Here is a 20,742-nt window from a genome sequence, read left to right as displayed (position 1 = left end):
ACTGGCTCTTTGAATTACACGGTTCAACGATTAACTCGTTAACTCCCCCTCGCTATTCTGCGCATAGCCATCGGAGAACATCCCGCTTGTGAAGCATGTTTTATCCCTCAGCACACTCTATCCCAATGCGGTAAACCCGCGGTTTGGGACCTTTGTGGCGCGTTCATTGGAAGCGTTGGCCAAGCGCGGTGCTGAACGGGGCGATTGGCAGGTCAGCGTCGTCAATCCGATTGGCCTACCCCCGGTTGCATTGGGACGTTACCGCGCTTTGGCCAAGCTTCCTGAGCACAGCGAAGAGCACGACGTTTCGGTGCACCGTCCCCGCTTTACCTTGATCCCTGCGGTGGGTGCGCGGCGCAACGCATCAGCAATCGCGAAGGCAGCCTTGCCCGTGGTTCGACGCATTCATGCCGAGAGCCCGATCGATCTCATTGATGCGCAATTCTTCTTTCCCGATGGCCCGGCCGCTGCGTGGATCGCGCAAGAAATGGGACTGCCCTTTTCTCTCAAGGCGCGAGGTTCAGATATTACCTATTGGGGCACTCTGGACTTTGCGCGCGAGCAAATGATCGAGGCTGCGAACCGGGCAAACGGTCTGCTGGCGGTTAGCGGTTCGATGGCCGAAGAGATGGCGGCAGTCGGCATGCCGCGTCACAAAATCCAAGTGCATTACACTGGGCTTGATCGCGACCGCTTTCGCCCTCTCACGCATACACAATTGCGCGCGCAACTTAGTTCTGAGTTGGGTTTTCAAATTGGAGACAATGCGCCGCTCCTTGTGTGCGTTGGCGCGCTGATTGAACGTAAGGGTCAGGATGTTGCAATCGCCGCTTTGGCCAAGATCGAAGGGGCGAGCCTCGTGCTTATTGGCAAAGGCGATGACGAGGCACATTTACGCGACCTTGCGCGTGATTTGAGCGTTGCAGAACGGGTGCATTTTGCAGGCTCTGTCGACCACGACATTCTGCCGTTGGTGTTATCGGCAGCCGATGTGATGGTGCTGCCCACCGCGAATGAAGGTCTTGCTAATGCATGGGTCGAGGCGCTTGCCTGCGGGACGCCTGTTGTCACCTGTGACGTGGGCGGCGCGCGCGAGATCATCACCAATTCCACCGCAGGACGGCTGGTTGATCGCAATCCTGAAAGCGTTGCGGCAGGCATTCAATCGGTGCTGAACAATCCGCCAATGCGCCAAGCTGTGGCGGCAATGGCGGAAAAGTTCAGCTGGCAAACCAATGCGATTGAACTTGCCGCATACTATGAAGGTTTAGTGGTTCAGCACTAAGTGCACGCGAGATTATAACTCGCCCAGAACCTTCTTCTCTTGGATATCTGCCTCGGTCTCTTTGGGAACAAAGCTATCCGAAGTCACACCCAGCCAAATGAGAATTGGCGATGCAAGATAAACGCTTGAATATGTCCCGATAAAGAGACCTGCTGTGATCGCTGCCACAAGGCCAAACAGGCTTGCAGGACCAAACAGGAGAAGCGGCAAAAGCGCTACCAGCAGTGTCAGCGAGGTCATCACCGTACGCGCCAGCGTTTCGTTGACAGAAAGATCCAAAAGCTCCGGCAAAGGCATCTTGCGGTACTTCTTGAGGTTCTCACGAATGCGGTCAAAAATCACAATCGTATCGTTCAAAGAATAACCGATGATCGCCAAAATCGCCGCAATGATCTGAAGACTAAATTCGAGCTGGAACAACGCGAACATACCTAGGGTCAGCGATACGTCGTGGAACAGGGCAAACAACGCGCCCACGCCAAACTGCCATTCGAACCGGATCCAAATGTAAAGCGCGACAGCAATCATAGCGAACAACAGGGCCAGCGCCGCATCGCGGCTGAATTCGCCTGCGACCTTGCCCGAGACAGTTTGGTTTCCGTCGGTGCGAACATCGGGATAACCGCTTTCAATCGCAGCCACGACTTCGTTACCGATAGCGGTGGCTGCTCCGGGCGTATCCTCGACACCTTCGGGCAGTGGCACACGAATGCTCACCTCATTGGGAGAACCAAATTCCTGCACTACCGGCGTGCCATAGCCAAGCGTAGCGACGGTTTCACGCAGCTCGTTAACAGGCGCAGCATTGCCCTCTTCAAAGGTAAGGCGCACTTCCTGTCCGCCGGCGAAGTCGATGCCGAGGTTGAGGCCATTGACAGCCACAATGCCCCAGCTTGCTACTATCAAAAGCATGCTTGCGATAAAGAATGGCAGACGCAGACGCAGGAATTTGATGTTTGTGTCTTGAGGGACGAGTTTCAGAAGTTTCATGGTCTTTGGCCCCTCTTAAATGTTGATGTCTTTGGGGCGGTTCGAAGCGAGATAGCCCGAGACCCACATGCGCGTCAGAATGAGCGCGGTGAAAACTGATGTGATAAGACCGATGACCAGAACCACCGCAAAGCCCCGCACGGGCCCCGAACCGAACCAGAACAGCAATGCGCCTGCGATAAAATTGGTGATGTTCGCATCGTAAATTGCGCGGCTGGCCTCTTTATAGCCATTCTCTACGGCGGTGATGACCTTACGCCCGCGTTTGCGCTCCTCACGAATGCGTTCGTTGATGAGCACATTGGCGTCCACCGCCGCACCGACCGTCAGCACGAAGCCAGCGATGCCCGGCAGGGTCAAAGTGAAGTTGCCGATAGCCATCAGGCCCAGCAGGATCAGTACGTTGATGATCAGGGCCCCAGTCGCGTAAACGCCAAATCGCCCATAGGTCGCAATCATAAGAGCGACCACCGCGAGGCTGCCGATCAGCATCGCAATCATGCCTGAACGTATGGATTGCTCACCCAGCTCTGCGGAAACCGTGCGTTCTTCAATTACCGTCAATGGCACAGGCAAAGCACCCGAACGCAGCTGAATGGCCAGCTGATTGGCGCTTTCCGGATTAAAACTGCCTGAGATTTGCGCGCTTCCGCCAAGGATTGGTTCGTTAAAGAACGGTGCCGAAATCACCTCGCCGTCAAGAATAATGGCAAAGCGATCGCCCACGTTCTCTGTTGAAAGCTGAGCGAATCTTTGTCCGCCTTGCTGGTCGAATTGGATGTTGACGACATTCTCATTGGTTTGCGGGTCAACACCGGCCTGCGCGCCGGTCAAGCTGTCACCGCGAATACCGCCCAGCCGCTTTACCGCTTCGAACCGGCCTGCAAACTGTGAATCGTCACCATAAGGGAAAATCTGGCTTCCCGGATTGGCAACGCCCGCCTCAGTGTTGCTTGGCAGCGCCTGCTGATCGACCAGCTTGAATTCAAGCTGAGCTGTCTGGCCAAGCAAGTCTTTCAGCGCTTGAGGATCTTCAAGCCCCGGCACTTGAACAACGATACGTGTTGTGCCCTGTCGCACAATTGTCGGCTCTCGCGTGCCAAGTTCGTCAATACGCCGCCGCACAACCTCGATCGCGCTTTCCATCGCATTGTTCACCGCGACATCAAGACCGCTATCGGTGGGGACCAGAACAAGGCGCTGGGTATCGATGACTTCGAGTTCCCAATCCGGCCTTAGCGACCCATCGTTACCCAACATCAAAGGCTCAAGAATACCGCGCGCGCGGTCGATGTCAGATGCGCTATCCAAAAGAAGCGAAAGCCGTCCATCGCTGCGTGAAGTATCGCCAAACCGGATCTCTGGGTTCGCTGCGCGTAGAGCCGCTTCAACCGACTCTTCCATATTCTCAAGCCGCTCTGCCTCCACATCATCCGGGTCAGCTTCGAGCAAGAGGTGCGATCCACCAGCCAAATCAAGGCCCAAGTTCACCTGCGGTGCGTTTTCTCCGAGGTCGATGCCCGATGTAGATAACAACGAAGGCAAAGCCGCCGCGACTAGCGCAAGGGTCAAAGTCCAAAGCGAGATTTTCTTCCAGAGTGGGGTATCAAGCATGTGTGCGCTTTGATCCTATTTGAGATGGTTTGGAAATGTACCGCGCCCCGTCATCCGAAGGCGCGCAGGAGCATTTTAGTCGTTGGCAGCGGACTTATTGCCCGGCTCGATCAAGTCGGCGATAGTGTGCTTTACCGCTTTCACGCGCACATCTTTAGCAAGCTCGATCTCGGCATAGGTGTCATCGGTTTTGATAACTTTGCCAACCAGACCGCCTTGGGTCACCACCTGATCGCCCTTTTTAAGGCCAGAGACCTTTGCCTGATGCTCTTTCTGGCGCTTCATCTGAGGACGGATGATCAGGAACCAGAAGATCACAACCATACCAACAATCGGGAGCCAGTTGATCCAAGCTGGCGGCGCTTCGCCTGCACCTGCAGCAGCTGCGGTTAGAAGTTCAAGCATGTCTTATAAAACCTATGTTTTTTGGTGATCTGCAATCGCAAGCGGCATCAAATAGGATATGACTAAACCGGGTGGCCTCGCCTCTTCTAAATCCCTTAATCCCGCTCCCGAATGCAATTGTTATCGGGCCTAAGTGGGCGCGCGTAGCAGCAATGCAAGGCGCTCGCAATCAACCCCGCAATTAAGGCGGTAAAGCAGGCCATATTCTTCCATGCCGAACAACCAGTCTTCGATTTCGCCTTCATCCCGCTTGCCAGCGCCATTGGAGCCGCTTATAGGCGCGCCTCTCCACCGGTTCGGGAAGTAGCGCAGCCTGGTAGCGCATCACACTGGGGGTGTGGGGGTCGCAGGTTCGAATCCTGTCTTCCCGACCAGTGGAGCATCCCCAAAAATTTCATCTCAAAGCTGTTAATCGAAACAGAGGGTCGCTTCGTCCTTTGGTGCTGTCAATTCAACGAGATTTTTGATTTCAGGCGCGCGCAAGGAAATTTCATGAACCTAACGCCTGTAAAATGCCCCCTAATCCGAACAACGCTGCTGTCCGGCGCTGCTTGGCTAGCTTTAGGCGCGAGCCCTGTGTTTGCGCAGGAGCAAAGCGAAACTTCAGATACGCTCGCAACCGATGGTAATCTTTCTGGCGAACCCGAAGCCGCAGATGCCAACAATGGGACGAGGGCGACATTCACACCAGAGGACTTTGCGCGCTTCGCCCCGCGCAGCGCGGGCGATATGGCGCGTCAAGTGCCCGGCTTTTCCATTCGCGAAGGCGACGGCGCACGCGGCCTTGGTGCGGCGGATACCAATGTGCTTATCAATGGTCGGCGCATTTCGGGAAAGTCCAACGGCCCGGTAGAGGCGCTTGGCCGGATTCCAGTTGAAGAAGTCGTACGATTGGAACTTGTCGATGGCGCAAGCTTAGATATTGGCGGGCTCACGGGTCAGGTTCTAAACGTCGTGACCGCCCGAAACGGCGGTGTCACCGGAACGTTCCGCTACGCCCCACAAATCCGCACCAGTGGCACCCCGCCCCGCCTTCTTGAAGGACGCGTTTCTTTGGCCGGTAGCGGCGCAAAAAACGAATGGACACTCTCGTTTGAAAACGATTCCACCAAACGCGGCGACGAAGGCCTCGAATTTGTCTTTGATGACGCCGACAATTTGATCGATACGCGCGATGAACAAACGAATGCCTCGTTCAACACAATTAGCTTGTCGGGTTCCTATTCACGCAGCGCAGACAATGGCAACATCTTCAACTTTACAGGCGAGGTGAACGGGTTCATTCGCCGTAGCGGCGAAACTTCTGAGCGGTCTGGTTCGCTTGACCCGGTCGACCGTTTTCGAACCTTGCGCAATACCGAGGACGAGTTCAATTTTGAAGTCGGCGCAGACTATGAATTCCCCCTGATCGGCGGACGCTTGAAACTTATCGGCTATCACCGATATGAAGACAGCCCCACAACATCCTCGGCCATTACAGAGTTTGCCGATGGCAGCCCGCCAGAAGGAACCCTATTCACTAGTGACGCAGATGAGGCCGAGACGATTCTGCGGAGCGAGTTTAACTTCGGCGCGGTCGGCGGCGATATTGTACTGGCGGTTGAAGGTGTCAAAAACTTCCTCGATATCAACGCGTCGCTCGAAGTTCGCGATGATCAAGGCATTTTGCAGCCAGAAGTCCTAACAGGCGCAACGGACAGGGTCGAAGAGGACCGCGCAGAAGCAACCGTCACCTACAGCCGTCCGCTTGCATCAAATTTGCAATTACAAACCAGCCTTGGGGCAGAATATTCGCGCATCAGTCAAGACGGTCCAACCGGGTTAACCCGAACATTTTACCGGCCCAAAGGCTTTGTCGCGCTGGATTGGAAAGCAAGCAACACTGTCAATCTGTCCGGCCGGATCGAGCGTCAGGTGGGTCAGCTCAATTTCTTTGACTTCATCGCTTCGGTCGACCTGGATGTCGACAACGCAAATGTGTCGAATGTCGATCTGGTGCCGCCGCAATTCTGGCGCTTCGAGATGGAGGCCAATATTGGACTTGGCGCACTGGGTACACTTGCCTTGCGACCGTTTTATGAGGACGCATCCGACATCGTGGACTTGATCCCAATCGATGGCGGCGGTCAGGCGTCAGGCAACATCCCATCTGCCCGCACCTATGGTTTCGAAGGTGATGTGACGATTTTGTCTGATGGCTTTGGATGGGAAGGAACTCGCTTTGACGCAGAGTTCCGTCTGGCGGGCAGTTCAGTGCGCGACCCGCTGCTTGATGTCAGCCGTGACCTTTCAAGCTTTGAAACAAAGCTGATCGACTTTGAACTGCGTCATGATTTCGCATCGTCGGATTGGGCCACAGGTGTGACGGCATTTTGGAATGATCAAGCGGAAAGTGTTCGGCTAGATCAAATTCTGGATCGACGTGAAACCTTTGGGTTTGCTGGATATTACGTCGAAAACAAAGATGTCGAAGGCTTGGTTGTGCGCCTTGCGATCAGCAACATCCTTGATCGGACCAACAAGGTTGACCGCATAGTTTTCCTCGACCGGGCGGCGGGAGTTGTCGACTTTCGCGAAGACCGGGACCGCACCTTTGGGCAGATCTTCACGCTTGAGATTGAAGGAACCTTTTAAGCGGACTATCGCGGGGCTCTTAAAAGAGGACCCACAATGAGCGACACCGCCCCAATCAAGATGCGCAGCTGGCTGTTTGCCCCCGGCGACAGCGAGAAGAAGATGGCAAAAGCCATTGCAAGCGATGCCGATATCGCCCTTCTCGATCTTGAAGATTCGGTCGTGCCCGACCAAAAAACAGAGGCCCGCAAAATGGTGTCAGATGCCATTGCATCAGCGCCAGACAAGCGCCGCGTTTGGGTCCGGGTGAACCCGCTTTCGGGTGATTGGACGCAAGGGGACCTGGAAACCGTAATTGCCGCTGGGCCTGGCGGTATTTTCCTGCCGAAAGCAGAAGGCGGGCATGATGTCGTAACCCTCGACACTATGATCACTCCGCTGGAAGAAGCCTCCGGTATCGAGGCGGGCTCTACTAAGGTCGCAGCACTCGTGACCGAAACGGCGGCTGCAATGTTCACAACTGGCACCTATGACGCCGTACCTCGCCTCACCGCGATGAGTTGGGGTGCAGAGGACCTCTCCAGTGAACTGGGCGCAAGCCAGCAACGCGGACCTGATGGCGAATACACCCATGTCTTCGAATTGGCCCGCAGTCTTTGCCTTCTTGGGGCGATCAAGGCTGGCGTCATGCCTTTGGAAACCGTCCAACCCGAATTTCGCGATCTTGAGGCGCTGGAAAGCCGGGCCCGTAGCATGCGCGCGCAAGGGTTTCGCGGGATGCTAGCCATTCACCCTGCCCAGATCGCACCAATCAATGCAGCGTTTACGCCAAGCGCGGAAGAACTCGCACATGCCCGCGCAATAGTTCAAGCATTCGCCGACAATCCCACCGCAGGCGCGCTTCAGCTTGACGGTAATATGATCGACCGCCCGCACCTTGCTTTGGCTGAGCGGCTCTTGGCTGAGGCAGGAAACTAAGCAATAAGGTTATTGAATTTTCCTACACGAACCGATTTGATTATTTGATTGAGCGACTCGCAAAAAGGGAGCGCTTTTGCATGGGACTTCTCAATTCGCTGATCGGCCCGATCACCAAACTGCTTGATAAAATCATCCCAGACAAAGAAGCGCGTGCAAAGGCGCAGCTTGAACTCATCCGCCTCGAAGGCTCCCAAGAGATGGATATGATCGAGGCGCGCTTACAAGCCATTGTGGCGGAGGCAAACTCCAATGACCCATGGACAAGCCGCGCGCGCCCAAGTTTCCTTTATGTGATGTACGTCCTGATCCTGACCGCGCTTCCAATGGGGCTCTTGAGCGCGTTCAACCCGGAAGCGGCCAAGGACATCGCCAGCGGAATGAACGCCTATCTCGCCGGCCTGCCAGAACCCCTCTACGCCCTATTTGGTACAGGCTACCTCGGCTACACCGCCGCGCGGCAATGGGGTAAGGTCAAAGGCGTCGACAAATAGGCACAAATTCAATCCCTTGCGCGATCAAGCTTTGCTCTGATTGAGGCGAGCTGAGGTAGCAGCGCCTCGATGTCCTCACTTGCCAGAACCGCTCCTGCCTCTGCGATGGGGTTTTGAAGTAGGCCGATACACTGCTCTCGCATTGCGCGGCCCTTTTTGGTGATGGAAACGAGCTTGCCCCGCCCATCCTCAGGATTGGGTTTTATTGCGACAAACCCAGCGCGTTCCATGCGGGTCAATGTGCTGGTCATCGTCGCACGGGTCACTTGGAAAGCCGCCGCAAGATCCTTTGGCGGCGTTGGCCCAGGCTCAAGGCGCGCGAAGTGATTGAGAATGGTGAACTGTGCAATCGTCATACCCTTTGGCAAAGCTGCGCAGAATGCAGCGCTCGCCAATTGGTTGATTATCCCAATCTCATTGAAGAAACCGAAGAGATCGGGACGGTCAGTCATAGATAGCTTTTCACCTTAGCTGGTCTGAGGGATCACAAATGTAACGATGGGCCATCGCGGGCTCGGGCCCGTTCGAGGACCGTAGCCCACCCTAGCAAGCATTTGAATACGCTCCTCCCCGCTAGCCCCCAAAAGCTCATGCACCGCGCGGCAACTGTCTGCGACCTCCGAATACTCCTGCAAGCTCTGGCTCATCGGGTGCATTGAAAGGCCCAATTGGGTCGCACGCAGATTTGCCCGGACATATTGACGGCCCGCCTCAATTTGGTCTGCGCGCGTATTGGACGGCGTCTTAATCCAGATAAGCGAAGGGACAGAGCCGTGGGTCTCGTTCGTCTGTTCAACGCCAATCTTGTACGCATTGCTTTGCATATCGGCGAGCTGTTCACGGCTGATTTGGCCGGTCACGATTCCCGCCTCAATCATTGGTCCGGTAAGATCGATTCCATCGGGATTGGCTGCGACCTCTTCATGGCCTATCCGCATCAAATCGACGCTTTCCATATAGGCATCGCGTGTTGCCAGCTCTGCGTTGATCGAGCTTAAGATTTCATCTTTGATAGGGCCTATTCGGGCCGATTGAGCGGTGCCCTCACCCCCGGACTTCAAAATGTCGTCAAGCAATGCGGGCTCAACCACGCGGGCCGTGTCGTAAGCCTCCTTGTTCGAACGGCGATGCACAATCGCATCGAACAGGGGATCGGGATTTGCAATTTCCTGCCCACCAAATCTGAGCCGCGCCACTGGAGTTCTATCGAGCCTAGGTTGTGCCTCTCCTTGCGGAAACAGATCAACCTCAATTGCGATCCCTCTTTGGGCCGCTGCAATGCGAGCGACCTCTAAGAATGCGCCAAATCCGATCGTGATTTGTCGATCAAAGGGATCGGTCACTGGAAGGCGTTTTTCGAGATCACAGGAGACAATCGCCTCGTCTTGACCAACCAGTTCGATCAGCCACGGCTGTCTATTATGAGGATTGGGCGCAAGGATCGCGTGACGAAATGCATCAAGCCGCACATCTTGCACCTCATTCCCAGCAGCCACCCAAGGTTCAAATGCGCCATCAGGCATTCGAGTTACACGCCAGATTCCACCGACAGCAACCAACCCCGTCCCGCCCAAGCCAGCCGCAAAAACCATCCGTCTATTCATCAGCGCTACACCATTTAAGTTGATATCTAATTATATGGATGTAGTTAGACATCAAATCTTGTCAAGAACATGGACCCTCTTGGAGTGTTCGAGCACGCTAACGTACCTACAATGTCGTGAGCTTGCGTTAGCCGCATGATGCAATTGGCCTATATCAGCTACGCCGCAGACAGCTTTGGGTCTGGTGATGTTTCCAACATCATTGGAAAGTCAGTTAGAAACAATGTGCATGTGCAAGTTACGGGCTTATTGATCTACGCAAACGGGCGGTTTTTTCAGGTCATAAAAGGCCTGTATTCTGCTATCGACGATCCGATAGACCGATTGAAGCGGGATCCGCTGCCAGATGATGATACAGACCCTGCACAAGCTAGTCCCCTGCTTGCCGATGCTTCTGCAGCTATAAAAGCGGCTGCTGAAAAGCTTGTAGATATGACCGCTGCCAAGAGTATCTTCGCTTTGCGCGGCTCGCACAAACAGCTAAGCTATCCCGCATGTCAGACACAGTTTACGTCCTCAACGGCCCCAACCTAAACCTCCTTGGCCTGCGGGAGCCCGAGATATACGGCTCCACCACCCTCGATGAAATTGCAGGAATGCTCGAAGATAAGGCGCGCGAGCACGGGTTTACGATCGATATGCGGCAGACCAATCACGAGGGAATGCTGGTTGATTGGCTGCACGAGGCGCAGGCAGAAGGCGCGCGGGCTGTCTTGCTCAATGCCGCAGCATACACCCACACATCAATAGCGATCCTCGATGCGATCAAGGCGATCAAAACGCCAGTGATCGAAGTGCACCTGTCTGATCCTAAAACGCGCGAGGAATTCCGCCATCTGTCCTATGTCGGAATGGTTGCTGCAAAGACGGTCGAGGGTCACGGCGCACAAAGCTACACCATGGCCTTGGACGCCGTAGCGTCAGATGAAGTTTGATCCTTAAAGCGTAGCCCATGAACAGAAACTTTGCAGTTTCATTGCAATTGCCACTTGCCAGCCACAATTCGGGTGAATAGGCACTCGAGCTTAAATTGGGTCACCTCAGAGGGAATGCATGGCTGATAAAAAGCCGAATGCCGGTAAATCTGGCATGAACATCGACACCAGTCTGGTCCGCGAACTTGCGGAGCTTTTGAACGAAACTGGGCTTACCGAAATCGAAGTCGAGGATGATGATCGCAAGATCCGCGTTGCACGCGGCGGTGTGGTATCAAACCTTGCAGCTGCTCCTGTAGCCGCGGCTCCTGGAGCAGCGACAGCGCCTGCTGCGGCACCCGCTCCTGCAGCGGCTCCAGCTGCGGACGATCATGCAGACGCGTTCAAATCGCCAATGGTCGGCACGGCCTATTTGGCCGCTGAACCCGGCGCTCCGAACTTTATCAAAGTGGGCGACAGCGTAAGCGAGGGCGACACCTTACTGATCGTTGAGGCGATGAAGGTCATGAACCCCATCACCGCCGACAAAGCAGGCACGATCAAAGCGATCCTCGTCGAAAACGCGCAGCCGGTTGAATTTGATCAACCGCTCGTCGTTATTGGCTAAGCGGGCGAAAAACGCATGAGCATTAAACGCATCTTGATCGCTAATCGCGGCGAAATCGCGCTGCGCATCCACCGCGCGGCCCACGAAATGGGAATTGAAACGGTTGCGGTGCACTCCACCGCTGATGCCGATGCAATGCATGTGCGGCTGGCGGACCACGCGGTCTGCATTGGCCCACCTGCGGCGACGGACAGCTATCTCAACCACGCAGCGATCATATCTGCTGCAGAGGTGGCGGGATGCGATGCGATCCACCCCGGCTATGGCTTCCTTTCGGAAAACGCCAAGTTTGCCGAGATTGTCGAAGCGCATGACATTGCTTGGATCGGGCCAAAGCCAGAACATATCGTCACAATGGGCGATAAGGTTCAGGCGAAGAAGACCGCTGGCGACCTCGGTCTCCCGCTAGTTCCCGGATCGGATGGCGCAATTGATGACCCTGAAGAGGGCAAACGGGTGGCACGCGAAGTCGGTTACCCGGTAATCATCAAAGCGGCGTCAGGCGGCGGCGGACGCGGTATGAAAGTGTGTGAGAGCGAAGATCAGCTCGAAACACTTATGAAACAGGCAGGCAGCGAGGCGAAGGCCGCCTTTGGCGATGCGACCGTCTATATTGAGAAATATCTGGGCAATCCGCGCCACATCGAATTTCAAGTGTTCGGCGATGGCAAAGGCAATGCCATCCATTTGGGTGAGCGTGACTGCTCCCTTCAACGCCGCCACCAAAAGGTTCTTGAGGAAGCCCCTTCCCCGATCATCAATGATGAAGAACGCATGCATATGGGTGAGGTTTGCTCCAAAGCGATGCGCGACATGGCTTATCGCGGGGCGGGCACGATTGAATTCCTATGGGAAAACGGCGAATTCTATTTCATCGAAATGAACACTCGCCTTCAGGTTGAACATCCTGTCACCGAGGCGATAACCGGTGTTGATCTGGTGCGCGAACAAATCCGCATTGCGGCTGGCAAACCGCTGTCTGTGGAGCAGAAGGACCTTGAATTTCGTGGTCATGCGATCGAATGCCGGATCAATGCAGAGGACCCGTTCACCTTTGTCCCGTCCCCGGGCAAAGTCACGTCCTATCACCCAGCTGGCGGCATGCATGTGCGGGTCGATTCTGGGCTCTATGCAGGTTATTCTATCCCGCCTTATTACGACAGCATGATCGCAAAGCTGATCGTCTATGGCCGCGACCGCGAAGGTTGCATCATGCGCCTGCGCCGCGCGCTTGAAGAGATGGTGGTTGAAGGCGTCAAGACGAACATTCCGCTGCATCAAGAGCTGCTCAAGCAGACCGATGTCCTTCACGGCGATTATTCGATCAAATGGCTCGAAGAATGGCTGGAGGAGCGTGAGGGTTAAAAGCTTCCCGGCGCAAACACGTGAATTCGATATGCACGCAGCTATTGTTTCAGGCGAACCGGACTGTGCGACCGAGGCTCAAGCGAGATCGATTGGGTGCCGTTGAATAGCACTCATTCAGAACTTGATCCTTGCCTTCACCTCTCCGCCGCTAGCCTTCCATCCACCAACACCGCTATTTGTGACATTCGCCTCTGCTTCTACATCCTCGGATAACTGAACCTGCGCGCGCGGTACCGCACTTCCTTCAATCAACTCATCAGAGCTGGACCCATAAGTAGGATCCAATCGCGGTGATAACGCGACCTCACGGCAAACAACAATTTCTGGGTTAAAGGGATCAGGTTCATACCCGAGACATTCATCGGCAGGTGGGCCAAGAGAAGACAAATCGATGACTACCACACCATCAACCTGCGTGTCGGTTGGCAAATGTGGTTGCACCTCATTTGAAGAATCCGTTTCTATGATGACTTGATCATTATTAGATGGCACTTCGGGTGGTGGGTCGAACATTGATTATCTTTCACCAATATTCAATCTTCTCTGCGCCTGTTCTAAGAATTAGTCAAAATTAAAGCCTGCCGCCTCGGCCTCGGCGATGATCTCGGGGCCCGTCTTCATTGGGCTTTCCTGCGCAATGTCGAACCAATCGGGTTTCTCATCGACGAAAATCTGGTGCTTGATCGGCATGCCTTTAGGCAAATCAAACAGGCCTGCCAAAAATGTTCGCGCGCCGGTTGGCAAGAATTTAAACCACAGGTGGCTTCCGCATTTGGAGCAAAACGCGCGCTCCGCCCATTTGCTCGATTGATATGCTGTGATGTGTTCTTCGCCTTCAATCATGAAGTCATCCGCTTCGATCCCGGCATACATCGATCCGGTCCATGACTGACACATGGTGCAGTGGCACACGTCCACTTCACGGTGAGCTTCGCGCATGATGATTGATACAGAACCGCAAAGGCACTTGCCCGCCACGGGTTTGTCAATGTGATTGGCAGTTTCGCTCATTAGGTGCCTCTCGATTTAGCACCTCTAAAGCGGCACTCCTGGTTCGTGCTTTGCAGTGCGGATTGTTAGCGAGGTTTTGACACTGGCCACATTTGGTGCAGGCGTCAGTTTACTGGTCAGAAACTCTTGAAAACTTTGCAGATCCTGACTCACAATCTTCAGGATAAAGTCGATCTCACCATTGAGCATATGGCATTCACGCACCTCGGGAAGATGCGCCATATGATCTTCAAACTCACGCAAATCGGCTTCGGCCTGACTTTTCAGGCTCACCATCGCAAAAACCGTGATGGCAAAGCCGAGTTTCGAAGGGTCCAGATCTGCGTGATAGCCACGGATGACACCATCGTCCTCAAGGCCCCGCACACGGCGAAGGCACGGCGGAGCGGTCAAGCCAACCCTTTGTGCAAGCTCAACATTAGTGACACGGCCTTCAGCCTGAAGCTCACTCAAAAGCCGGCGATCAATCTCGTCCAAGTTCGCCATGATCCCTTATTTCTCCTCAAGGGCGGCGCTCTGCACCTTTGCCCCCCGTTCAAATCCACCAATCAGGTCCCTAGCCAATATTCGCGTCCGATTCGGATAGTGCCGCGCTTGCGACAGCTAACAGGGCAACAATCTTCTGCAAGAATGTGCCTGACAAATCGGCATTGAACCTAATTTTATTATGTGTGCCAGCAATTGTCCCGCTTTGCAACGCACTCCAAAGCCATCCTGTCGCACGGTTCATCGAATGCTATGCAACATAGTGCACAACCATGCGCGGTGCTTGGGTGATCCGATTCACTTCATCGGCCGATTCGCTTTGTTTGGACGTGGTAAAGCGCATGATGTTCATGTGTTCGCATGAATTAGGCATGCCCTTTTCGAATTTGGAGCCTGAATGTTCTTCGACGATCGCCTTGCCACAGTTTTGAGACAGCGCGCTCAGAGCGATGCAATGCGGCGTACCCAATACCGGCAATTGCTTGATCTAATGGGGTCAAAGCCGATCCCTGCACGCAGTTCCGGCCGCGATCCAAGCCTTGTCGCGGCGGCATGGATGCGTATGAACAAATTGGCGGAAACGATTTCCACCAAGGACAGAGCGCGGTTCATTTCCGAACCCAGTTGGCGATTGCGCAATCCCGAACTGGTGGCCCATTTGTCCAATTTCGAACCCGAAGTGGCATCCGCTGCATTGACCCGGGCGCAGCTGCGCGGCGAAGATTGGAACACCCTCATTCCGCGTCTGCCGGTCAGAGCTCGTGGTTTTCTTCGCCTTAGGCGCGATCTACCAGAAGATGTCGAGGCAACACTGGAACGCTTGGGCATCCACGATCGAGGTCTCCCCACCCCGCAACCGGAAACTGCGCAGGTGAACGCCGGAGATGACGCGCAATCGGTGGATGACACACCCTTGGATTTGGGCGCCTCTGATGAGTTACCAGGCGCAAACATTGCGCCCGATGATATTCCCGAAGAACCCGTCGTGAGCCCGCCGGTTGACCTCCCTTCTGGAGAATTCGGCACGTCACAGCGGCCAATTTTCTTTCCCAAGAACAAGGAAACCGCCCCCAAGACGAAATCGAATAGATCCGAAAGTGACGCGCAATTTGAACCGCAGCCGTTCACAATCGATGAGCTCCGGGAGATTGCCGAAGAGCCACTGAATATTGATGAACCAACCTCAGGCATGACTTCCGATCAGGAAGCCAAAAAAGAGGAGGTTTCAAAGTCAGAGACCGCTGACCACGATCAACCTCGAACTAAAGCTCCATCGCCCAACCTCCTCACGGAAAATGACGGGCGCAGCGAAATTTCGGCTTTGGTTGAACGTATCGCAAACTTTCAGCGCTCACGCGAAGAAACACTGCTTTCCGAAGGGGAAGCGGAATCAGATGCCGCTAAAAACGATGGATTGATGCCGCGCCTCCCTCTGGGTGAGGAAGATACACCCCGATCGCGCATTGTGCGCGGGTTCGCCTTTGCTGCTGATGCGGCAGGCCGAATTGAGTGGGCAGAAGAAGGCGTCGCACCAATGGTCGTTGGTACGCGTTTGATCGCGCCAGCCCGGCTACAAACTGGGATTACGCAAAACCCACTGACCATCGCCTTCAATCAGCGCCAGCCAATCAAGTCAAAACCGTTCGAACTTGCAGGTGCGAGGGCAATCACTGGCCACTGGGTTGTCGATGCACAGCCGCGCTTTAGCCAGATCGGCGGGTTTGCAGGATATGTCGGCAGGATGCGCAGGCCGATTGAGGCTGCTCCCTCCAGCCCAAGCCCTGCTGAGCGCGAAGCCGATCGCATCCGCCAACTGCTTCACGAACTGCGCACACCCGTCACCGCGGTTCAGGGATACTCTGAAGTCATACAGCAACAGCTGTTTGGTTCCGCCCCACATGAATACCGCGCTTTGGCAGCTGCGATCGCTTCCGATGCAGCGCGAATTTTGTCAGGCTTTGAAGAACTCGATCAGCTGGCAAAGTTTGAAACGGGCGCGATGGATGTTGACGAAGGTCAAACCGATATCGCGGGACTAGCACAGCGTATCATCCGGCAGCTTGCTCAGGTGCTCGACGCACGTATGGCCGGGATTGAGCTTGCGTGGAAAAACGAGACACCGCTCTTCGTCACCATTGGTGAGGAAAGCGCGGAAAGCTTGATGTGGCGCTTTCTTGCGAGCGTCGGCGGAGGCTGTGCGGCGAGTGAAACCTTGCAAGCACGGCTTCATGATCATGGCGATTTTATCCATCTCACCTGCGATTTACCGATGCAATTGCTGGGTGAAGACGACCTGTTTGCAGCTGACGCGCGGCCTTCAAGCACTGCGATCAGTCCAGGGTTGTTTGGTGCTGGTTTTGCCTTGCGTCTTGCCCGCGCAGAAGCGCGCGCAGGCGGCGGCGATCTTTTGCGCAAAAGCGATTCGATCGCCCTTACCCTGCCCAAAATGAACAGTGCCCGCGAGACCGCTTCGGGCAATTCAGGTGCAGACTGCGCCGCGCAATAGAAAAAAATTAATGATATCAGTCTTCTGGCACCTTCCAGGGGTATGGTAAGGCATCGCTAAACACTGCTGTGTTAAAGTCCTTGCATGCCTTCGACCACCCTGAAGCCCTCTAACGCACATTCGCTGGCATCGAGCGAGCATGAGGCGTGTCTGGTTTCAATGGCAAAACCCCCTTCCCGAGGCACAGTCGCTGCATTCGATCCCAGCTTTGGCAAGCGCGTACTACTTACGGTCGATACCGAAGAAGAATTCGATTGGAACGGTCCATTCACACGGAGCGAACACGGACTAAACCATATCAGCGCCCTTCCCCGTTTTCAGAGCTTTTGTGAGAAAATTGGCGCACATCCGATCTATTTGGTGGATTGGCCCATCGCCAATAACCCCGCGGCGGTCGAAGTTATAGGGGACGCCGTAAGGCGCGACGCAGCAGATGTCGGTGTGCAACTTCATCCGTGGGTTAACCCGCCGTTTGATGAGGCTGTCTGCACGCACAATTCATTTGCCGGTAACCTGCCACGCGAATTGGAACGCGCGAAGTTCATGGCATTGCGCGACCAGATCGAAAAGGCATTCGCAGTAGCGCCCCTGATTTACCGTGCTGGACGTTACGGCCTTGGCCCAAACAGCGCCGACATTCTCAAAGAAGCCGGAATCAAGATTGATACATCGGTCCGCCCCCTCTTCGATTATAGCGTACATGGGGGGCCTGACTATTCCGAACATCCAATCCATCCCTATTGGGTGGATGCAGGGCATCAATTGCTCGAAGCGCCCATGACAGTCGTCCATTCTGGCGCGTTTCGCCAAATGGGAGAGCGACTGCAAAGGTTAGGCGGTCAAGTGCCACACCTATTGGGATTACTGTCGAGGCTTGGCTTGTTTGAACGAATCGCTCTCACCCCCGAAGGGGTAAGCACTGCCGAAGCGCAACGCGGGCTTAAGATGGCGCTTGAGGAAGAAGTGCCTCTAACGGTGCTTTCCTTCCACAGCCCTTCACTTGTTCCGGGATACACCCCCTACACACGTAGCGAACGCGAGGTAGAATCGCTTTACGATTGGTTTGCGCAAATCTACGCCCAGCTTGACGAAGCGGGTGTTAAATCGGCCAAAGTGGCGGACGTAATAGCCGCGGCGACGCGCTAATTTGGCACAGCTAGCCCCAGCTTTTGAAAATACCTGAAAAGCGCGCTTGTGGTTTTCGAATTGTCGCTGTAGAGGCACCGCCAGTTTAGCCTTGGGTTTGGCCAAACGAACCTTTAAGGGCCTGTAGCTCAGTGGTTAGAGCTGGCCGCTCATAACGGCTAGGTCGCGGGTTCAAATCCTGCCGGGCCCACCAGTTTAAGCCATTGCCCATTGCGGCATTGGCGGCTAACCGAGCAGAGCAGTTTTACTGCTGGCTCAGATGAAATGTCGGGGAGTGGCGCAGCCAGGTAGCGCACCTGTTTTGGGTACAGGGGGTCGGAGGTTCGAATCCTCTCTCCCCGACCATTTCATCATTTTGAAGGGCCAAGCGGCCTTTTCTCATCAAGGTCACGATTTTCAGTCGGCAGAGGTATGATCTGCAAGGGTACTGTCCGTCTTCGTAAAAACTCTGTGAGATCTTTAGGCGGCATGGGCCTTGCGATGAGATAGCCTTGTGCATAGTCGCAGCCATTGTCTCGCAGGAAGTCCAAGCACGCCTGCTCTTCGATGCCTTCACAAACGACCCTCAGACCAAGCGAATGGGCAAGATCAATCGTTGAACGGACCATAAGTCCATCGCTGCGGTTCTTATGGGCGTTTTGAACAAACGCGCGGTCGATCTTGAGCTCTTTCAGCGGAAGTTGTTGCAGGTAACTCAGCGTCGATTGGCCTGTCCCATAATCATCAATTGAGATCAGCACGCCTAGCGCCCTGAACCGTTCCAGATTGCGCGCAGCTACTTCTGGATCAAGCATGGCCGCACTTTCGGTCACTTCTAGGATTAAACGTTCAGAAGGCACCGGCATGTTCTTCAAGACACGCTCAGCCGCAGAAATGAAACGCTCAGATGTGATGAGATTTGCTGAGATGTTGACGGCTGCGGACACATCCAAACCCTCTTCAATCCATCCTAAAAGGTCAGAGATGGTGCGGCGCAGAACAAAGAGGGTCAAACGGTCAATCCGGTTCGTTTCTTCTGCCAGCGGGATGAATAGGTCTGGACGCAGGAACCCGCGCGTCGGATGCTGCCACCGCAGCAACGCCTCGACGCTTTCAATACGGTTTGTCTCCAGTCGCAATTTGGGTTGGTAGACGACTTTGAGCTGGTCAGCATCAATTGCCTCATCAAGTTCGCCCATAAGCGACACACGTTGTTCAATGATCGCAGCTTCTGCATCCTCATGCGCATGCCAAAGCTTGCCTTCATCTCCCGCATGGGAGGCTGCGCGGCTGGCAGCGACAAGATCAGCTCCTGACGCGATGCCAAATGACATGTGAACATCGACACGTCTTCCGCCCACATCCAACGGCTTTTCCATCGCAAAAGCGATTTGTTCGCATGCATCAATAAGGTGGCGATAATCACCAGTGTGAACCCACGAGATCATTCGAGTATCAGTTCGATAGACCCGGGAAATCGGATGAGCGGAGCGCATACGATCAACCAACCGATCCATGAACTTGCCCAGCGCATCTTGCCCGAGGACTGCGCGGATCGAATCGAAACCTTTGACGAATGCAGTAACTGTAAACTCGGCGCCGTCATGCACGCGCCTCTCAAATGCCAATGCGTTGGGCATGCCGGTCGCGCTGTCGAGCAATGCCTCCTTTTGTAGCATTACTCGCACGATCCACGCGGTTTGCAACAGAGCGGCCACGATTAGGAGCAGGGCTGCTGGCATGATCTCAAGGACTATGCGCGCGCTGTGATAGGCCGCAGCTTCAACAGTGATGAGCAGCACCAATGCCACGCCTGTTCGAACAGCGACTTGGAGATAGCTTCCTGAACGCACCACGAAGATCGAAAGAAGGATTGCGAGCACCACGAGCGGCACAAAGCCAAGTTCGGTCATGGCTCCAGCTTTGAGGGTTTCAGCTGCAAGCGCTTGAATCGTTACGCCTGGCACCACCCCGTATGTCGGAACACCGTATCTGTCGCCAAGTTCAATCGCCGTGGCTCCGACCAGCACGTCTTTGCCGGTAAGCTGAGATCTGTCGAAATCGCCGCGCTCTATATCGACGAAACTGTGTCGCGGGATCGTGCTTGGGTCGATGCTAAAGTCGATCGCGAAGTCTTGTCCCACAGCGCCTGAAACGCCAGCGATTTGAGCGGATAGTGAGGGACGAGGTGTCTCCATTGTTACGGTGCCAAACACCATACGGCGAACGCGTGCATCCGCATCGGGGCGCACAGAAACGGAGGCGAGGCTGGAGTTTCGGCGAAGAGTAGGAATGGGTAACGCTTCGACCTCTTCATCCGCGTTTTCCGATGCCCCTTGCGCAAAAGTCGGCAGCACAACCTGCGTTTCAGCCTGAGCGATGGCATTGGCAAAAGCTTCATCGCCATCGGCAGTTGCGTTGGATGAAAAATCAATGTCAAAGACGACCGAGCGCGCGCCGGCCTCATTCAGTTGAGAGATCAGCCGCGCATAATGGTCGCGCGGCCAAGGCCATTTGCCTGACTGTGCAAGGCTGGCCGCATCAATTTCAATCAGGTGCAGGTCGCCGGATGCCGTTTTCGAGGCGATTTGGCCAACCGCTGCGCGCTGTTCGTCTTCGAACATGCGCAGCCAACCCGCTTGCGAAACGCCCACAGCAACAAGAAGGCTGACTATTAGGATCGCCCAGCTCTTCAAAGTTCCTGAAATAGCATTGAGCATGTGAATTGCGCCTTCCGTTTAACCTGACAGCATACCCTAC

General features: G+C 54.8%; 19 protein-coding genes and 3 tRNA genes. 13 read left to right on the top strand and 9 right to left on the bottom strand.

The features are described 5' to 3' along the window. Window positions 1–88 precede the first annotated feature (88 nt). Complete coding sequence (locus ABJ205_RS05920; protein WP_348156413.1) at window positions 89–1,285, top strand: glycosyltransferase; 1,197 nt, start codon at window positions 89–91, stop codon at window positions 1,283–1,285. A gap of 12 nt (window positions 1,286–1,297) precedes the next feature. Here the strand turns inward: ABJ205_RS05920 and secF are convergent, their stop codons facing one another. The 3 genes from secF to yajC all read right to left on the bottom strand — a co-directional run bounded on the left by secF (window position 1,298) and on the right by yajC (window position 4,294). After that, complete coding sequence (gene secF, locus ABJ205_RS05915) at window positions 1,298–2,275, bottom strand: protein translocase subunit SecF (RefSeq protein ID WP_348156415.1); 978 nt, start codon at window positions 2,273–2,275, stop codon at window positions 1,298–1,300. A 15-nt stretch (window positions 2,276–2,290) separates the two neighbouring features. Then, entirely contained in the window at window positions 2,291–3,889 is a 1,599-nt protein-coding gene (gene secD, locus ABJ205_RS05910) for a protein translocase subunit SecD (RefSeq protein ID WP_348510020.1), read from the bottom strand. Window positions 3,890–3,964: 75 nt separating this feature from the next. Beyond that, window positions 3,965–4,294, bottom strand: coding sequence for a preprotein translocase subunit YajC (yajC, locus tag ABJ205_RS05905; protein ID WP_348156421.1), 330 nt, complete (start codon window positions 4,292–4,294; stop codon window positions 3,965–3,967). Between the two features lie 297 nt (window positions 4,295–4,591). Here yajC and ABJ205_RS05900 point away from each other — a divergent pair. The 4 genes from ABJ205_RS05900 to ABJ205_RS05885 all read left to right on the top strand — a co-directional run bounded on the left by ABJ205_RS05900 (window position 4,592) and on the right by ABJ205_RS05885 (window position 8,340). Further along, window positions 4,592–4,668, top strand: a tRNA-Pro gene (locus ABJ205_RS05900). 118 nt (window positions 4,669–4,786) lie between these two features. Then, window positions 4,787–6,928 carry a TonB-dependent receptor plug domain-containing protein gene (locus ABJ205_RS05895; protein WP_348156423.1) on the top strand — a complete coding sequence of 714 codons (2,142 nt, stop codon included), beginning with the start codon at window positions 4,787–4,789 and terminating at the stop codon, window positions 6,926–6,928. A 36-nt stretch (window positions 6,929–6,964) separates the two neighbouring features. After that, window positions 6,965–7,846, top strand: a complete 882-nt coding sequence (locus tag ABJ205_RS05890; RefSeq protein WP_348156426.1) for a CoA ester lyase — start codon at window positions 6,965–6,967, stop codon at window positions 7,844–7,846. Between the two features lie 80 nt (window positions 7,847–7,926). Next, window positions 7,927–8,340, top strand: a complete 414-nt coding sequence (locus ABJ205_RS05885; protein ID WP_348156429.1) for a holin family protein — start codon at window positions 7,927–7,929, stop codon at window positions 8,338–8,340. Between the two features lie 8 nt (window positions 8,341–8,348). Here the strand turns inward: ABJ205_RS05885 and ABJ205_RS05880 are convergent, their stop codons facing one another. Continuing rightward, window positions 8,349–8,792, bottom strand: a complete 444-nt coding sequence (locus ABJ205_RS05880; protein ID WP_348156431.1) for a MarR family transcriptional regulator — start codon at window positions 8,790–8,792, stop codon at window positions 8,349–8,351. A gap of 15 nt (window positions 8,793–8,807) precedes the next feature. Then, the gene (locus tag ABJ205_RS05875; protein ID WP_348156434.1) at window positions 8,808–9,944 is read right to left on the bottom strand and encodes a hypothetical protein; all 1,137 of its coding nucleotides are present in this window, start codon (window positions 9,942–9,944) and stop codon (window positions 8,808–8,810) included. Between the two features lie 135 nt (window positions 9,945–10,079). Here ABJ205_RS05875 and ABJ205_RS05870 point away from each other — a divergent pair, with 135 nt between their 5' ends. The 4 genes from ABJ205_RS05870 to accC all read left to right on the top strand — a co-directional run bounded on the left by ABJ205_RS05870 (window position 10,080) and on the right by accC (window position 12,851). Then, window positions 10,080–10,478 (top strand): BLUF domain-containing protein, encoded by a 399-nt coding sequence (locus ABJ205_RS05870; RefSeq protein WP_348156437.1) that lies wholly within the window; start codon window positions 10,080–10,082, stop codon window positions 10,476–10,478. Continuing rightward, complete coding sequence (aroQ, locus tag ABJ205_RS05865; RefSeq protein WP_348156439.1) at window positions 10,439–10,879, top strand: type II 3-dehydroquinate dehydratase; 441 nt, start codon at window positions 10,439–10,441, stop codon at window positions 10,877–10,879. Before ABJ205_RS05870 ends, aroQ begins: the two co-directional genes overlap by 40 nt. Before the next feature lie 118 nt (window positions 10,880–10,997). Next, a complete protein-coding gene (gene accB / locus ABJ205_RS05860) occupies window positions 10,998–11,486 on the top strand; it encodes an acetyl-CoA carboxylase biotin carboxyl carrier protein (RefSeq protein WP_348156442.1) in 489 nt (162 codons plus the stop codon). 15 nt (window positions 11,487–11,501) lie between these two features. After that, window positions 11,502–12,851 carry an acetyl-CoA carboxylase biotin carboxylase subunit gene (accC, locus tag ABJ205_RS05855; protein WP_348156445.1) on the top strand — a complete coding sequence of 450 codons (1,350 nt, stop codon included), beginning with the start codon at window positions 11,502–11,504 and terminating at the stop codon, window positions 12,849–12,851. Window positions 12,852–12,968: 117 nt separating this feature from the next. Here accC and ABJ205_RS05850 read toward each other — a convergent pair whose 3' ends face one another. Genes ABJ205_RS05850 through ABJ205_RS05840 form a run of 3 tightly spaced genes read right to left on the bottom strand, consistent with a single transcriptional unit; the run spans window position 12,969 to window position 14,351 of the window. Beyond that, window positions 12,969–13,367: a hypothetical protein gene (locus ABJ205_RS05850; RefSeq protein WP_348156448.1), complete on the bottom strand. Its 399-nt coding sequence runs from the start codon at window positions 13,365–13,367 to the stop codon at window positions 12,969–12,971. A 48-nt stretch (window positions 13,368–13,415) separates the two neighbouring features. After that, window positions 13,416–13,865, bottom strand: a complete 450-nt coding sequence (locus tag ABJ205_RS05845) for a GFA family protein (RefSeq protein WP_348156451.1) — start codon at window positions 13,863–13,865, stop codon at window positions 13,416–13,418. Window positions 13,866–13,889: 24 nt separating this feature from the next. After that, on the bottom strand, window positions 13,890–14,351 hold the full coding sequence (locus tag ABJ205_RS05840; protein WP_348156454.1) for an Lrp/AsnC family transcriptional regulator: 462 nt from the start codon (window positions 14,349–14,351) through the stop codon (window positions 13,890–13,892). A gap of 397 nt (window positions 14,352–14,748) precedes the next feature. Between ABJ205_RS05840 and ABJ205_RS05835 the strand changes: the two genes are divergently transcribed. The 4 genes from ABJ205_RS05835 to ABJ205_RS05820 all read left to right on the top strand — a co-directional run bounded on the left by ABJ205_RS05835 (window position 14,749) and on the right by ABJ205_RS05820 (window position 18,348). Continuing rightward, on the top strand, window positions 14,749–16,857 hold the full coding sequence (locus ABJ205_RS05835; protein WP_348156456.1) for a histidine kinase dimerization/phospho-acceptor domain-containing protein: 2,109 nt from the start codon (window positions 14,749–14,751) through the stop codon (window positions 16,855–16,857). Window positions 16,858–17,016: 159 nt separating this feature from the next. Beyond that, entirely contained in the window at window positions 17,017–18,003 is a 987-nt protein-coding gene (locus tag ABJ205_RS05830; protein ID WP_348156458.1) for a polysaccharide deacetylase family protein, read from the top strand. A gap of 117 nt (window positions 18,004–18,120) precedes the next feature. Further along, a tRNA-Ile gene (locus ABJ205_RS05825) sits at window positions 18,121–18,196 on the top strand. Between the two features lie 75 nt (window positions 18,197–18,271). After that, window positions 18,272–18,348 (top strand) — tRNA-Pro (locus ABJ205_RS05820). Window positions 18,349–18,353: 5 nt separating this feature from the next. Here the strand turns inward: ABJ205_RS05820 and ABJ205_RS05815 are convergent. Continuing rightward, on the bottom strand, window positions 18,354–20,702 hold the full coding sequence (locus ABJ205_RS05815; protein ID WP_348156461.1) for an EAL domain-containing protein: 2,349 nt from the start codon (window positions 20,700–20,702) through the stop codon (window positions 18,354–18,356). Window positions 20,703–20,742: the final 40 nt, after the last annotated feature.

The sequence above is a fragment of the Erythrobacter sp. genome, assembly GCF_039988855.1.
Classification (GTDB): domain Bacteria; phylum Pseudomonadota; class Alphaproteobacteria; order Sphingomonadales; family Sphingomonadaceae; genus Erythrobacter.
The sequence above is the reverse complement of the archived record's forward strand: the minus strand, read 5'-3'. Positions and strand labels throughout refer to the sequence as shown.

Coding starts and splice junctions, on each gene's coding strand:
- secD (WP_348510020.1), bottom strand. CDS start 3,889: ATGCTTGATACCCCACTCTGGAAGAAAATCTCGCTTTGGACTTTGACC.
- ABJ205_RS05870 (WP_348156437.1), top strand. CDS start 10,080: ATGATGCAATTGGCCTATATCAGCTACGCCGCAGACAGCTTTGGGTCT.
- ABJ205_RS05850 (WP_348156448.1), bottom strand. CDS start 13,367: ATGTTCGACCCACCACCCGAAGTGCCATCTAATAATGATCAAGTCATC.
- ABJ205_RS05885 (WP_348156429.1), top strand. CDS start 7,927: ATGGGACTTCTCAATTCGCTGATCGGCCCGATCACCAAACTGCTTGAT.
- ABJ205_RS05835 (WP_348156456.1), top strand. CDS start 14,749: ATGTTCTTCGACGATCGCCTTGCCACAGTTTTGAGACAGCGCGCTCAG.
- secF (WP_348156415.1), bottom strand. CDS start 2,275: ATGAAACTTCTGAAACTCGTCCCTCAAGACACAAACATCAAATTCCTG.
- ABJ205_RS05830 (WP_348156458.1), top strand. CDS start 17,017: ATGGCAAAACCCCCTTCCCGAGGCACAGTCGCTGCATTCGATCCCAGC.
- accC (WP_348156445.1), top strand. CDS start 11,502: ATGAGCATTAAACGCATCTTGATCGCTAATCGCGGCGAAATCGCGCTG.
- ABJ205_RS05895 (WP_348156423.1), top strand. CDS start 4,787: ATGAACCTAACGCCTGTAAAATGCCCCCTAATCCGAACAACGCTGCTG.
- aroQ (WP_348156439.1), top strand. CDS start 10,439: ATGTCAGACACAGTTTACGTCCTCAACGGCCCCAACCTAAACCTCCTT.
- ABJ205_RS05880 (WP_348156431.1), bottom strand. CDS start 8,792: ATGACTGACCGTCCCGATCTCTTCGGTTTCTTCAATGAGATTGGGATA.
- ABJ205_RS05840 (WP_348156454.1), bottom strand. CDS start 14,351: ATGGCGAACTTGGACGAGATTGATCGCCGGCTTTTGAGTGAGCTTCAG.
- accB (WP_348156442.1), top strand. CDS start 10,998: ATGGCTGATAAAAAGCCGAATGCCGGTAAATCTGGCATGAACATCGAC.
- ABJ205_RS05815 (WP_348156461.1), bottom strand. CDS start 20,702: ATGCTCAATGCTATTTCAGGAACTTTGAAGAGCTGGGCGATCCTAATA.
- ABJ205_RS05875 (WP_348156434.1), bottom strand. CDS start 9,944: ATGAATAGACGGATGGTTTTTGCGGCTGGCTTGGGCGGGACGGGGTTG.
- ABJ205_RS05890 (WP_348156426.1), top strand. CDS start 6,965: ATGAGCGACACCGCCCCAATCAAGATGCGCAGCTGGCTGTTTGCCCCC.
- ABJ205_RS05845 (WP_348156451.1), bottom strand. CDS start 13,865: ATGAGCGAAACTGCCAATCACATTGACAAACCCGTGGCGGGCAAGTGC.
- yajC (WP_348156421.1), bottom strand. CDS start 4,294: ATGCTTGAACTTCTAACCGCAGCTGCTGCAGGTGCAGGCGAAGCGCCG.